The sequence below is a fragment of the Kitasatospora sp. NPDC057595 genome, from assembly GCF_042800875.1.
Lineage (GTDB): Bacteria > Actinomycetota > Actinomycetes > Streptomycetales > Streptomycetaceae > Kitasatospora.
Map to the genome: position 1 here is coordinate 424,272 of NZ_JBHVGL010000001.1, position 13,202 is coordinate 437,473.

Below are 13,202 nucleotides of genomic sequence, written 5' to 3' on the forward strand. Positions count from 1 at the left end.
GCCCCGTCGGCTACGGGATGTTGTCGAAGGGCGCGACCAGCTGCCGCAGCAGGCCGGCGAGCTCGCCCCGCTGGGCGGAGGTCAGCTGGGCGAGCAGTTCGCGCTCGTGCGCGAGCAGCCCGGCGAGCGCCTGGTCGGCGCGGTCGCGCCCGTCGTCGGTGAGCCGGACCAGGACACCGCGCCGGTCGTCCGGGTCGGGCAGCCGTTTGACCAGGCCCTTGCCGGTGAGCCGGTCGATCCGGTTGGTCATGGTGCCGGAGGTGACCAGGGTCTGGGTGAGCAGCTGGCCGGGGGAGAGCTGGTACGGGGCGCCGGCCCGCCGCAGCGCGGTCAGCACGTCGAACTCCCAGGGCTCCAGTCCGTGCTCCGCGAAGGCGGTCCGGCGGGCGCGGTCGAGGTGGCGGGCGAGCCGGCTGACCCGGCTGAGCACTTCGAGCGGTTCCACGTCGAGGTCGGGGCGCTCCCTGCGCCACGCTGCGACCAGCCGATCGACCTCGTCCTCCATGACGATCAGTGTATCGGGGGTTGTGTCGATGTGAAGTCTCTTGACATCGAGAAATCCAGTACCGAAGCTGGCATGGATATCTTGATGTCGAGATACTTATGAGGCCGATCATGACCGACCCCGTCTGGGACCCCGAGCAGTACCTGCGCTTCGCCGACGAACGGACCCGCCCGCTGCGCGACCTGCTCGCCCGGGTCCCGGCCCTCCCGCACGAACCCGCCCCGACCGTGCTCGACATCGGCTGCGGACCCGGCAACTCCACCGCCGTCCTGCGCGAGCGCTGGCCCGCCGCCCGGATCACCGGGATCGACAACTCCGCCGAGATGCTCGCCGCCGCCCGCGCCGAGGGCGAGCCGGGCTCCGACTACCTGCTCGCCGACGCCGCCGACTACGACCCGGCCCCGGCGGCGCCCGACGCGATCGTCTCCAACGCCGCCCTGCAGTGGATCGGCTTCGGGACGGGCGACCGGACGCAGCAGGGACCCTCCTCGCCGAAGGCGGGCGCGGCGGGACGGACCGAGGGGCACATCGGGCTGCTGCCGCGCTGGGCGCAGGCGCTGAAGCCCGGCGGGGTGATCGCCTTCCAGGTGCCCGGCAACTTCGGCTCGCCCAGCCACACGGCGCTCGCCGAACTGCGCCGCAGCCCCCGCTGGCGGGCCGTCCTCGGCGCGGACGCCACCCGGTCCGGCGTCCACGAGCCCGGCGCCTACCTGGACGCGCTGGCCGGTGCGGGCTGCTCCGCCGACGTCTGGGAGACCACCTACAGCACCCTGCTCACCGGGCCGGACCCGGTGCTGGAGTGGGTCAAGGGCACCGCCCTGCGGCCCGTCCTCACCCGGCTCGGGGAGCGGGCCGAGCGCGAGGCCTTCCTCGCCGAGTACGGCGCGCTGCTGCGCGAGGCCTACCCGGCCGGGCCGCACGGCACCGTCTTCCCGTTCCGCCGGATCTTCGCCGTCGGGGTGAAGCGGCGCTAACCGGGCCTTCGGGCCGGCGGGCTCAGGCCTTGCGCTCGCCGACCAGCTTGGGGTGCCGCTCCATCCCCTCCAGGCCGTGCCAGGCCAGGTTCACCAGGTGGGCGGCGACCTCGGCCTTCTCCGGCTTGCGCACCTCCAGCCACCACTGGCCGGTCAGCGCGACCATCCCGACCAGCATCTGCGAGTACATCGGGGCGAGCCGGGCGTCGAAGCCGCGCGCCTTGAACTCCAGGCCCAGGATGTCCTCCACCTGGGTCGCGATGTCGCTGATCAGCGAGGCGAAGGTGCCCGTCGACTGGGCCACCGGGGAGTCCCGGACCAGGATCCGGAAGCCGTCCGTCGAGGTGTCGATGTAGTCCATCAGCGCGAACGCCGCCTGCTCCAGCAGCTCGCGCGAGTGGCCCCCGGTCAGCGCTCCGGTCACCATGTCCAGCAGCAGCTGCATCTCGCGGTCGACCACCACCGCGTACAGCCCCTCCTTGCCGCCGAAGTGCTCGTACACCACCGGCTTGGACACCCCGGCGCGCTCGGCGATCTCCTCCACCGAGGTGCCGTCGTAGCCGCGCTCGGCGAACACCGTGCGGCCGATCTCCAGCAGCTGCTCCCGGCGCTGCTTGCCGGTCATCCGCACCCGGCCACCCCGCCGGCGCGGCGCCGGCGCAGCGCCGTCCGCCCCGGCGGCGGCACGCGGACGGGCCTGCGCCGGACCGGGCGCGGCGTCCGTCCGCATGCTCTGGTGGCCGCCTGTGCTGTCTGCGCTGCTCCCGTTCACCCCTACATCATGCTGCAGGTGCGCCCTCATGCGGCGCGGCGGGCGGCGATCCGCTGCGCGTCCGGCCAGCGGACGTCCCGGACCCAGCCCGCCAGCTCGAACCAGCGGATCAGCCGGGCCGAGGAGTCGATCTGGCCGCGCAGGACGCCGTGCCGGGCCGAGGTGGGGTCGGCGTGGTGCAGGTTGTGCCAGGACTCGCCGCAGGAGAGCACGGCCAGCCACCAGACGTTGCCGGAGCGGTCCCGGGAGCGGAACGGCCGGCGGCCCACCGCGTGGCAGATCGAGTTGATCGACCAGGTGACGTGGTGCAGCAGCGCGACCCGGACCAGCGAACCCCAGAAGAACGCGGACAGCGCGCCCTGCCAGGAGAGCGTGACCAGCCCGCCGACCAGCGGCGGCAGCAGCATCGACAGGGCGGTCCAGAGCCAGAACAGCCGGGAGATCCGCCTTATGGCCGGGTCGCGGACCAGGTCGGGGGCGTACTTGAGCTGCGGGGTCTGCTCCTCGTCGAAGAGCCAGCCCATGTGGGCCCACCACAGGCCCTTGAGCAGCGCGGGCACGGTCTCGCCGTAGCGCCAGGGCGAGTGCGGGTCGCCGTCCTTGTCGCTGAACCGGTGGTGCTTGCGGTGGTCGGCCACCCAGCGCACCAGCGGGCCCTCGATCGCCAGCGAGCCGGCCACCGCGAGGGCGATCCGCAGCGGGCGGTTGGCCTTGAAGGCGCCGTGGGTGAAGTAGCGGTGGTAGCCGACGGTGATGCCGTGACAGGTGAGGAAGTACATGACGGTGGCGATCGCGACGTCGGTCCAGCCGAGTCCCCACCCCCAGGCCACCGGGACGGCGGCGACCAGGGCGGCGAAGGGCACCGCGATGAACAGGGCGAGCGCGATCCGCTCGGCGGCGCCCTGCCGCTCCCCGCCGCGGGTGGCGGAGAGCAGCCGCGGCTCGTCCCCGGCGTCCGGGGTGTCGGCGACGGCCGTGGGGGCGGCCGTGGGGGCGGTGGCGGGGGTGGGCGCGGGGGTGGGTGCGGACGGATCTGGGGCGTCGGGTCCGGGGGCGGAGGAGTCGAGGGGGCGCGCGGAATCGGCGTGCGCCTCGCCGGCCTGGATGGTCATGGGCGTCCCTTGAGGGGGGAGAGGACGGAGCCTACGTTGGCGTAACCTACGGAATCGTAGGTTGCGCTCCGCCACCGAGGGAATACGCCGCCGGGCGGCGCTTGAGTGAATTCACCCGACTGGATGGATGACATCAGGAACGCGGCGGGGGCCCCGGTGGGCCGGGCCGAGGAGGTAGATGTGACGGCCCGTACCCCGTAGTCTTGGCGGAGCGCGTCCCCGGAAGCGGGGGCGGATGCGCCGGTCCCGGATCGTCTAAGGGCAGGACAGCTGGTTTTGGTCCAGCTTATGGGGGTTCGAATCCTCCTCCGGGAGCCATCTGCGGGCCGGTCGGCCCGGGCTCGTGGGCGGCTGCCGCGCGGCGGCTCCCGGGGTCGCGGAAGCGGAATTGCTCCGCGCACTATCCTCGAAGCGGCCGCGGCGCCGACGTGCGGGTCCCGCCACCGGCCGCTCTGCCCTCCCCGTGTAACCGAATGAGGAGCCTCCCCCCGTGAGTGCCAATTCGCCTGCCGCCGTTGTCGTGCTCGCCGCCGGTGGCGGGACCAGGATGAAGTCGAACAGCCTCCCGAAGGTGCTGCACGAGGTGTGCGGGCGGTCGCTGGTCGGCCACGCGGTGGCGGCGGCCGAGGAGTTGACGCCGGGCCGGCTGGTCGTGGTGATCGGCCACATGCGGGAGAAGGTCGCCGAGCACCTGGCGGCGCATCACCCGGGCGCCCGCGCCGTGGTGCAGGAGGAGCAGAACGGCACCGGGCACGCGGTGCGCACCGCACTGGAGGCGCTGGCGGCCGACGGGGTCGAGCTGGACGGCACCGTGATCGTCACCACCGGCGACGCGCCGCTGCTGACCGGCGGCACGCTGAGCGCGCTGGCCGGGGCGCACGCCGAGCAGGGCAACGGCGTCACCGTGCTGACCGCGGTGGTGCCGGACCCGTTCGGCTATGGGCGGATCCTGCGTGACGAGGCGGACGGCGCGGTCGCGGCGATCGTCGAGGAGAAGGACGCCTCGGACGCCCAGCGGACGATCGACGAGATCAACTCCGGCGTGTTCGCCTTCGACGCCAAGCTGCTGGTGGACGCGCTCGCCGAGGTCACCACGGACAACTCGCAGGGCGAGGAGTACCTGACCGACACCCTGGAGATCCTGCGCCGGGCCGGCCACCGGGTGGGCGCCGTGGTCGCCGCCGACTACCGGGACATCCTCGGCATCAACGACCGGGTGCAGCTCGCGCACGCCCGCCGGCTGCTGAACGACCGCCTGCTGGAGCGGGCGATGCGGGCCGGGGTGACCGTGGTGGACCCGGCGACCACCTGGTTCGACGTCCAGGTCTCCTACGAGCCCGACGCGGTGGTCCTGCCCAACACCCAGCTGCAGGGCGCCACCCACCTCGGCGAGGGCTGCGAGGTCGGCCCCAACTCGACGATCAAGGACACTCGGATCGGCGCCGGAGCCCGTGTGAGCAACACCACGGCGGACCGCGCCGAGGTCGGCGAGCTCGCCACCGCCGGCCCGTACGCCTACCTGCGGCCGGGCGCCCGGCTGGCCCGCGGGGCCAAGGTCGGCACCTACGTCGAGGTGAAGAACTCGGAGCTGGGCGAGGGCGCCAAGGTGCCGCACCTCTCCTACATCGGCGACGCCACGATCGGCGAGGGCACCAACGTCGGCGCCGCCTCGGTCACCGTGAATTACGACGGCGTCAACAAGCACCGCACGGTGATCGGTGCGCACTGCCGTACCGGATCCGACAACATGTTCATCGCGCCGGTGACGGTGGGCGACGGCGCCTACACCGCGGCCGGCTCGGTGATCACCAACGACGTGCCGGCCGGCGCCCTCGGGGTCGGCCGGGCCCAGCAGCGGAACATCGCCGGCTGGGTGGGACGCAAGCGCCCCGGCAGCTCGTCGGCGCAGGCCGCGGCGGCCGCGACGGAGCGCGACGAGCGGCCCGCGACGGAGGCCTGAGCGGGCGGGCGGAGGTCCGGTGGACGGTCCCGGGGCGGACGGTTCGCGCGCGGGCGCGTAACCTTGGGGTCATACGTGCGCCATTGGGCCTACCGCCCGTGTCCAGGCGTACCGACAATTCCCCCGACCCTTCACGCCGGCTGGCGACGCCTGCCCGCGGTGCGGACGGGATCGGTGTCAGCAACGCGAGGAGACGGTGGCAGTGAGCGGGATCACGACGTCGGGCGAGAAGAAGCTGAAGCTCTTCTCCGGCCGTGCCCACCCGGAGCTGGCGAAGGAGGTGGCCGAGTCACTGGGGACCGAACTGGTTCCGACCAAGGCCCTGGACTTCGCCAACGGTGAGATCTACGTCCGCTTCCTGGAGTCGGCCCGCGGTGCCGACTGCTTCGTGATGCAGAGCCACACGGCTCCCATCAACCAGTGGATCATGGAGCAACTGATCATGATCGATGCTCTGAAGCGGGCCTCCGCCCGGAGCATCACCGCGATCCTCCCGTTCTACGGGTACGCCCGCCAGGACAAGAAGCACCTGGGCCGCGAGCCCATCTCCGCCCGGCTGGTCGCCGACCTGCTGCGCCAGGCCGGTGCCGACCGGCTGATGGCCGTGGACCTGCACACCGCGCAGATCCAGGGCTTCTTCGACGGCCCGGTCGACCACCTGTTCGCGCTGCCGCTGCTGGCCGACTACGTGGGCGAGCGGGTCGACCGCGACAAGCTCACCGTGGTCTCCCCGGACGCCGGCCGCGTCAAGGTGGCCGACCAGTGGTGCGACCGGCTGGACGCGCCGCTGGCGATCATCCACAAGCGCCGCGACATGACCCAGGCCAACACCATCCTGTCGGCCGAGGTCGTCGGTGACGTCAAGGACCGGGTCTGCGTCCTGGTCGACGACATGATCGACACCGCCGGCACGATCTGCGCCGCCGCCGACGCGCTGTTCGAGGCCGGTGCCGCGGACGTCCTGGTGGCCGCCACCCACGGCGTGCTCTCCGGCCCGGCCGCGGACCGGCTGAAGAACTCCCGGGTCAGCGAGTTCGTGTTCACCAACACGCTGCCGACCCCGGCCTCGCTCCAGCTGGACAAGATCACCACGCTGTCGATCGCCCCGTCCATCGCCGCCGCGATCCGCGAGGTGTTCGAGGAGGGCTCGGTCACGAGCCTCTTCGAGGGCGTGCACTGACCAAGCCCCGTGCGTGCGGCCCCGGTTCCGGAAGGACCGGGGCCGCCGCCGATTTCGCGAGAGGGCGCCGCTCCGGTTAGACTCGTGAAACTGCTCGGCGAGGGATGCCGTGTGCCCGCTCCGCGGGTGCCCGCTCCGTGATCGACGCGCTGCCGGCTCCGGAATCCCCCGGTTCCCGGCAGAGGTCGTGCGCCGCCGAGTGACCCCCGAACGTTATGAGGGTGTGGTCCCGGCGGTTTTTCGCGTTGCCTGCACCCCCGCGCCAGCTTTCACGAGGAGTGCAGTCGTGTCCGAGATCCGCCTTGCCGCCGAGACCCGTACCGAGTTCGGCAAGGGTGCCGCCCGTCGCGCCCGCCGTGCCGGCTTCGTCCCCGGTGTCGTCTACGGCCACGGCCACGCGCCGGTTCACCTGAACCTGCCCGGCCACGACCTGATGATGGCCCTGAAGACCCCGAACGCCCTGCTGGTCGTCCCGATCGAGGGCAAGGACGAGTACGTGCTGCCCAAGGCCGTCCAGCGCGAGGCCATCAAGCGCACCATCGAGCACGTCGACCTGCTGCTGGTCAAGCGCGGCGAGAAGGTCACCGTCGAGATTCCGGTCCACACCGAGGGCGAGCTGGCCCCGGGCGGCAACCTGCTGGAGCACGTCCTGCAGGCCCTGCCGGTCGAGGCCGAGGCCACCCACCTGCCCGAGGCCGTCACCGTCTCGGTCGAGGGTCTGGAGGCCGGCGCCTCGATCCACGCCAAGGACATCGCCCTGCCGAACGGCGTCTCGCTGGCCGTCGAGGCCGACGCCGTCGTGCTGCAGGTCATCGCCGCCCAGGCCGCCCCGGCCGAGGACGAGGCCGCCGAGGCCGAGGCCGGCGCCGAGGCCTGAGCCTCACGCACAGTCTGAGACCGCTGCCCCGGTCGCTCCCGCTGGAGCGGCCGGGGCAGCGGCGTGTCCGGGATGATGGCGGTGAACATGACCACGAGGAGCGGTGGGATGAACGACGAATCGTACGAAGGCCCCTGGCTGGTGGTGGGGCTGGGCAACCCCGGGGAGCAGTACGCCCGGAACCGGCACAACATCGGGTTCATGGTGGTGGACCTGCTGGCCCAGCGGATGGGCGCCAAGTTCAAGGCCCACAAGAGCCGGGCCCAGATCGCCGAGGGGCGGCTTTCGGGCCGACGGGTGGTGCTGGCCAAGCCGATGTCGTTCATGAACCTCTCCGGCGGGCCGGTCACCGCGCTGCGCGACTTCTACAAGGCGCCGGTCTCCGCGCTGGTGGCCGTCCACGACGAGCTGGACATCGACTACGCGGCCCTGCGGCTGAAGCTGGGCGGCGGCGACAACGGGCACAACGGGCTGAAGTCCATCACCAAGTCGCTCGGCCCGGAGTACCACCGGGTGCGGTGCGGGATCGGCCGTCCGCCGGGCCGGATGGAGGTCGCGGACTTCGTGCTGAAGGACTTCTCCGCCACCGAGCGCAAGGACCTGGAGTGGTTCGTGGACCGCTCGGCGGACGCGGTGGAGGCACTGCTCTCCGAGGGCCTGGAGCGGGCCCAGTCGACGTACAACTCCTGACCCGCGGTCACGGCCCCCGCCCCGGGTGAAGGGCGGTGGTCCGGATGCGCAACGGTCGTACAACTCTTGGCAGGCCAAACCTGAATACCTGTGAGAAATCTGTGCGGATCGGATAGCGTCAAGGCCAGTACGCGAACGGGTTGGGGAGTTCTCGATGCGGAGTTTGCGGCCGGTCCGGCGGCTTCGGCGGATCCGGGTGGTTCGGCTGGGAAGGCTCGGACGGCGGGTGGGTACGGCGGGTGCACTGGGCACCGCGGGCGTGCTCGGCGCTGCCGGGATGCTGCTGGGCGCGGCCGGCACCGCGCACGCCGACTCGGTGGCGGAGCCCGATCCGGGTGTGGTGTCCCCGGAGCCCGTCTCGGCGCAGCTCGGCCCGGTGCTCGGCAGCGCGGTCGGCGGTGACGCCGGTCTGCTGGCCGTCGGCGGCGGGCTGGTCGTGGCGGCCGGCGGCGCGGCCCTGTGGGTCAAGCGCCACCGCGCGGGCGAAGCGGGGGAGTGAGCACGGAAACGTGACGGAGGGGCCGGGGACCGAGCTGATCGGTGCCCGGCCCCTCCGGTGTTCCCAGCGGTATCTTTTCCGGCGCGTGTCACCCGTTTCCGGTCTCCTGTGCGTCTGGTCGGTATGAAGCGCGAATCCATGCGGCCGGGGGGCTTCACCGAGGGCACCCGGCGGGATGATCCGTTCGACGAGTTCATCGCGGCGCGGTACCAGGTCCTGCTCCGCGCCGCGTTCCTGATCACGGGGGACGTCCACGACGCGCGGGATCTGCTGCACGACGCCCTGTCCCGGGTGTACGTCCGGCGCGGTGCGATCCGCGACCCGGGCGCGGCCGAGGCCTACGTCCGCCGGGCGATGGTCCGCACCCACGTCTCGCGGTGGCGGCGCACCCGCCGGGAGGTGCTGACCTCGCTGCTGCCGGACTCCCCGGTGGCCGCGGTGGACCCCGGGGACGAGGAACTGGAGGGGGCGCTGCGGTCGCTGCCGCCCCGTCAGCGGGCGGCGGTGGTGCTCCGGTACTACGCGGACCTGTCGGTGGCCCAGGTGGCCGAGGAACTCGGCTGCTCGACCGCGACGGCGAAGACCCATCTGGCGCGCGCGATGAAGACGCTTCGGCAGGAACTGGCGCTGGCGAAGGAGACCGTGGGCCATGGTGGTTGAGAACGGGGACGACCGGATTGGCGCGGGCGGTGCCGGGGACGGCTTCGAGGAGGCACTGGTCGTCCGGCTCGGGGCGCATGTGCAGGGGGTCGGGGGAAGCCCGCCGCTGGCGATCCTGCGGGCCGCGGGACGACGCCGGGCCCGTCGGGGTGTGCTGCTCCGGGTGGCCGCGGGGGCGGCGGTGCTGCTGGTCGGGGTGGGGGCGCTGACGCAGCTGGAGTCCTCTGCGGGCGCCGGACCGGCGGAGCCGGCCTGGGCCGGTGAGAGCGGGTCCGACGACCCGGGCGGACCGGGGGGCGTCTGCCAGTACGGGCCCGCCACGCTCCGCGCGTTCACCTGGCAGCAGATCCCCAACCTGGAACCGACTCCCCCGCCCCGGGCGATACGTTCGAGCCTGGAGCGGAGCGCCCGCCACACCCGGGTGGTGGCCAACGCGGTCAGGAGCTTCGGCGAGAAGATGTACCCGGAGTCCTGGTTCGGCGCCTGCAGTGACCTGGGGACGAATACGGTCTACGTCATGCGGGCGCCGGGGAGCGACCTCGACACCGCGCTCGCGAAGGCCGTCCCGCACCCGGGTGTCACCCTTGAGTTCGTGGACGTGGCCGGCTCGCGGAAGTACTACGACGCCATGGCGGGGTTCATCAAGTCGACGGATGTCGCCTACTGGGCCGAGCGGAACGTGACGATCTCCGACGTCCGGATCTCGGAGGACGGCACCGGACTGATCGTCTTCACCGAGCAGGCCGAGGCGGCCCGCGCGGAGATCCTGGCCCGGTACGGGGCGGAGCTGGTGATCGAGGTGAGGCCGCGCTACTGACGGGCGCACAGGGGGAGAGCACGGGGGACACGGGGGCGAAGGGCCCCGCGGCGGGTGCCGCGGGGCCCTTCGGTGTCTGTTCCGGCGGAACCCCGCCGCCCGGTCAGCCGGTGTTGCGCAGGCCGGCGGCGATGCCGTTGACGGTCAGCAGCAGCGCCCGGGCCCGCAGCGGGTCCTCGTGGCGGCCGGTGGCGGCCTCCTCGCGCTGCCGGCGCAGCAGCGCGACCTGGAGGTAGGAGATCGGGTCGAGGTAGGCGTCGCGGACGGCGAAGGTCTGCTTGAGCACCGGGTTGTGCTCCAGCAGCTCGTTCTCCCCGGTGAGGCGGAGCACCTCGCGCAGGGTGAGGTCGTGCTCGGCCTGGATCTGCTCGAAGACGTGGTGCAGCTCGGCGGGCACCAGCTGCTCGACGTAGTGGCGGGCGATCCGCAGGTCGGTCTTGGCCAGCGTCATGGCGACGTTGGAAAGGAAGTTGCGGAAGAAGTGCCACTGGCCGTACATCTCGTCGAGCACGTCGCCCAGGCCCGCCTCGCGGGCGGCGGCCAGGCCGGCGCCGACGCCGTACCAGCCGGGCACGATCTGGCGGGACTGGGTCCAGCCGAACACCCACGGGATGGCCCGCAGGCCGTCCAGGCCGGCGCCGGAGTCGGGGCGGCGGGACGGGCGGGAGCCCAGGTGCAGCGAGGCGAGCTGGTCGACCGGGGTTGCGGCGAAGAAGTACTTCGGCAGGTCGTCCTGCTCGACCAGGGCCCGGTAGGAGGTGTGCGCGGCCTCGGAGACCCGGTCCATGGCGGCGTCCCAGCGGGCCAGCTCCTCGGGGGCCTGGCGCGGGGCGGTGTGCAGCGCGGAGGCGGCCAGCGTGGCGGAGAGGGTCAGTTCGAGGTTCTCCCGGGCCAGCGAGGGCAGCAGGTACTTGTCGGAGATGACCTCGCCCTGCTCGGTGACCTTGATCTCGCCCTCCAGGGTGCCCCACGGCTGGGCCAGGATGGCCTCGTGCGAGGGGCCGCCGCCGCGGCCGACGGTGCCGCCGCGGCCGTGGAAGAGCCGCAGCCGGATGCCGTAGCGGTGGGCGACGTCGCGCAGCTGGCGCTGGGCGCGGTGGATCTCCCACTGGGAGGTGGTGATGCCGCCGAACTTGGAGGAGTCGGAGTAGCCGAGCATGACCTCCTGGACGTCGCCGCGCAGCGAGACGAGCAGCCGGTAGGAGGGGTCGGAGAGCATCTCGTCGAGGATCCGGTCGGCCTGCTGCAGCTCGTCGGTGGTCTCCAGCAGCGGCACGATGCCGATCTTGGCGATCCCGGCGTGCAGGTCGATCAGGCCGGCCTCACGGGCCAGCACGGTGGCGGCGAAGACGTCGTCGGCGCCCTGGCACATCGAGATGATGTACGACTCGACGATCTCGTCGCCGAAGCGCTCGAAGCCCTCGCGGATGGTGGTGAAGACGCCGAGGGTCTTGGCGCCGGCGGAGTCCAGCGGGGCCGGGGTGGGGGCGAGCGGGCGGCGCGAGCGCAGCTCCTTGGCGAGCAAGCGCTGGCGGTACTCGCGGGGCATGTCGGCGTAGCGCCAGGCCTCCTCGCCGAGCCGGTCGAAGAGCTGGCCGAGCGCGTGGTGGTGGGCCTCGGCGTGCTCGCGCACGTCCATGGTGGCGAGCTGCAGGCCGAACGCCTCGATGGTGCGGATGGCGCGGGCGAGCCGGCCGTCGGCGATCAGCTCGCCGCGGTGGGCGCGCAGCGAGTCCTGGATCATCCGCAGGTCGGCGATCAGTTCGCGGGTGCCGAGGTAGTCGCGGCCCTCGACGTGCGGGGTGCCGCCGGCCAGGCGCTCGCGGGTGTTCTCCAGCTTGAGCCGGATGCAGGTGGCCTTGAGACGGTACGGCTCCTCGGCGTTCATCCGCTTGTAGCGCGGGCTCAGTTCGGGGAGCAGGTGGAGGTCGCTGTTGAGCGAGGCGAGCAGTTCGACGGAGGCGCCGGCCAGCCGCTCCGAGGTGGAGAGGGTGCTGCGCAGGTCGTCGATGGCGGCGAGGGCGTCCTTGATGCCGTACTCGTGCTGGAGGTTGAGGACGTCCCAGGTGACCTGCGGGGTGACGTTGGGGTTGCCGTCCCGGTCGCCGCCGATCCAGGTGCCGAAGGTGAGCGGGCGCACGCCGTCGGGCAGTTCCAGGCCGACCCGGGCGAGTTCCTCGTGCAGCTCCTCCAGGACCTGCGGGACGGCGTCGCGGTAGAGCTCGTCGAGGTAGTAGACGGCGTTGCGGGCCTCGTCGGTGGGCTCCGGGCGGGCGATGCGCAGCTCGTCGGTCTGCCAGAGCAGGTCGATCACCTCGGCGAGGCGGCGGTCGGCCTGGCGGCGGGCGGAGCTGGTGCGGGCCGGGTCGGCCTGGGAGAGGCCGGCGGCGATCTCCTCGCGGTGGATGCGGTCGAGCAGTTCGCCGATCCGGCGCAGCTTGTTGAGGACGCTGCGGCGGGCCGCCTCGGTCGGGTGCGCGGTGAAGACCGGGCGGACGGCGAGGTGGGTCAGGGTGTCCTTGAGGTGCTTGGCGTCGGCCTCGGCCAGCTGGTCGGCGGTCTGCGCGAGCAGCGAGCCCTCGCGGGCGCGGCGGGTGGCGAACTCGCGGCCGCGGTGCACCTGCTCGGTGACGTTGGCGAGGTGGAAGTAGGTGGAGAAGGCGCGCACCAGCTTGGCGGCGGTCTCCAGATCGATGTCGGAGAGCAGTTCGGCGGTGGCCTCGCCGTTGGTGCGGCTGAGCAGCCGGACCTGTTCGACCAGGCCGAGCAGCTGGGGACCTTCCTGGCGGACCAGCGTCTCGCCGAGCAGGTCGCCGAGGCGACGGATGTCCGCGCGCAATGCGGCGTTGTCGGCGACCACGGGGGTCGGGTTGTCCGCCTGGCTGGGGACCGGAGCGGTCACGGCTGGCTCCCTCGGGGTGGTGGGGTGTTCGGCAACGGCTCATCGTCACAGGGCTGCCCCGCGTGTGGCGGGTGTGACGCGTGCGGACCGCGCTGTCCGACGCGACCAGCATAGGTGTCGGCCGGGGCGCTGTCCGCGAAGTGGCCGGATGGCGGACAGCCATGCCCCCGGACCGTATGTGGTCTGGACCACTTGGGGCCGGTCTGCGGCCGCTCCGCGGTCGCTCCGGGGGCGTCCGGGCCGGGGGCCGGGCG

General features: G+C 72.7%; 12 protein-coding genes and 1 tRNA gene. 9 read left to right on the forward strand and 4 right to left on the reverse strand.

Translation table 11 applies throughout. The features are described from left to right. Positions 1-10: 10 nt before the first annotated feature. The gene (locus ACFU9E_RS01865) at positions 11-505 is read right to left on the reverse strand and encodes a MarR family winged helix-turn-helix transcriptional regulator (protein ID WP_380686090.1); all 495 of its coding nucleotides are present in this window, start codon (positions 503-505) and stop codon (positions 11-13) included. 110 nt (positions 506-615) lie between these two features. Between ACFU9E_RS01865 and ACFU9E_RS01870 the strand changes: the two genes are divergently transcribed. After that, positions 616-1,479 (forward strand): methyltransferase domain-containing protein, encoded by an 864-nt coding sequence (locus ACFU9E_RS01870; RefSeq protein ID WP_380686092.1) that lies wholly within the window; start codon positions 616-618, stop codon positions 1,477-1,479. Between the two features lie 22 nt (positions 1,480-1,501). Here the strand turns inward: ACFU9E_RS01870 and ACFU9E_RS01875 are convergent, their stop codons facing one another. Further along, positions 1,502-2,104, reverse strand: a complete 603-nt coding sequence (locus tag ACFU9E_RS01875; protein WP_350551889.1) for a TetR/AcrR family transcriptional regulator — start codon at positions 2,102-2,104, stop codon at positions 1,502-1,504. A gap of 173 nt (positions 2,105-2,277) precedes the next feature. Then, the gene (locus ACFU9E_RS01880) at positions 2,278-3,363 is read right to left on the reverse strand and encodes an acyl-CoA desaturase (protein ID WP_380686094.1); all 1,086 of its coding nucleotides are present in this window, start codon (positions 3,361-3,363) and stop codon (positions 2,278-2,280) included. 244 nt (positions 3,364-3,607) lie between these two features. On the opposite strand from ACFU9E_RS01880, the gene ACFU9E_RS01885 reads away from it, so the two are divergent. The 8 genes from ACFU9E_RS01885 to ACFU9E_RS01920 all read left to right on the forward strand — a co-directional run bounded on the left by ACFU9E_RS01885 (position 3,608) and on the right by ACFU9E_RS01920 (position 10,046). Further along, positions 3,608-3,681 (forward strand) — tRNA-Gln (locus ACFU9E_RS01885). Between the two features lie 172 nt (positions 3,682-3,853). After that, the gene (glmU, locus tag ACFU9E_RS01890) at positions 3,854-5,323 is read left to right on the forward strand and encodes a bifunctional UDP-N-acetylglucosamine diphosphorylase/glucosamine-1-phosphate N-acetyltransferase GlmU (RefSeq protein WP_380686096.1); all 1,470 of its coding nucleotides are present in this window, start codon (positions 3,854-3,856) and stop codon (positions 5,321-5,323) included. A 202-nt stretch (positions 5,324-5,525) separates the two neighbouring features. Then, positions 5,526-6,503, forward strand: a complete 978-nt coding sequence (locus ACFU9E_RS01895) for a ribose-phosphate diphosphokinase (RefSeq protein ID WP_380686098.1) — start codon at positions 5,526-5,528, stop codon at positions 6,501-6,503. Between the two features lie 286 nt (positions 6,504-6,789). Further along, a complete protein-coding gene (locus ACFU9E_RS01900) occupies positions 6,790-7,380 on the forward strand; it encodes a 50S ribosomal protein L25/general stress protein Ctc (RefSeq protein ID WP_380686100.1) in 591 nt (196 codons plus the stop codon). Between the two features lie 108 nt (positions 7,381-7,488). Beyond that, complete coding sequence (gene pth, locus ACFU9E_RS01905; RefSeq protein WP_380689892.1) at positions 7,489-8,070, forward strand: aminoacyl-tRNA hydrolase; 582 nt, start codon at positions 7,489-7,491, stop codon at positions 8,068-8,070. A 226-nt stretch (positions 8,071-8,296) separates the two neighbouring features. Beyond that, complete coding sequence (locus ACFU9E_RS01910; protein ID WP_380689894.1) at positions 8,297-8,569, forward strand: hypothetical protein; 273 nt, start codon at positions 8,297-8,299, stop codon at positions 8,567-8,569. A 123-nt stretch (positions 8,570-8,692) separates the two neighbouring features. After that, positions 8,693-9,229: a SigE family RNA polymerase sigma factor gene (locus tag ACFU9E_RS01915; RefSeq protein ID WP_380689896.1), complete on the forward strand. Its 537-nt coding sequence runs from the start codon at positions 8,693-8,695 to the stop codon at positions 9,227-9,229. Next, on the forward strand, positions 9,219-10,046 hold the full coding sequence (locus tag ACFU9E_RS01920) for a hypothetical protein (RefSeq protein ID WP_380689898.1): 828 nt from the start codon (positions 9,219-9,221) through the stop codon (positions 10,044-10,046). The genes ACFU9E_RS01915 and ACFU9E_RS01920 overlap by 11 nt, the downstream gene beginning before the upstream one ends. Before the next feature lie 103 nt (positions 10,047-10,149). On the opposite strand, the gene ppc is transcribed toward ACFU9E_RS01920, so the two are convergent. Continuing rightward, positions 10,150-12,948: a phosphoenolpyruvate carboxylase gene (gene ppc / locus ACFU9E_RS01925; protein WP_380684476.1), complete on the reverse strand. Its 2,799-nt coding sequence runs from the start codon at positions 12,946-12,948 to the stop codon at positions 10,150-10,152. Positions 12,949-13,202: the final 254 nt, after the last annotated feature.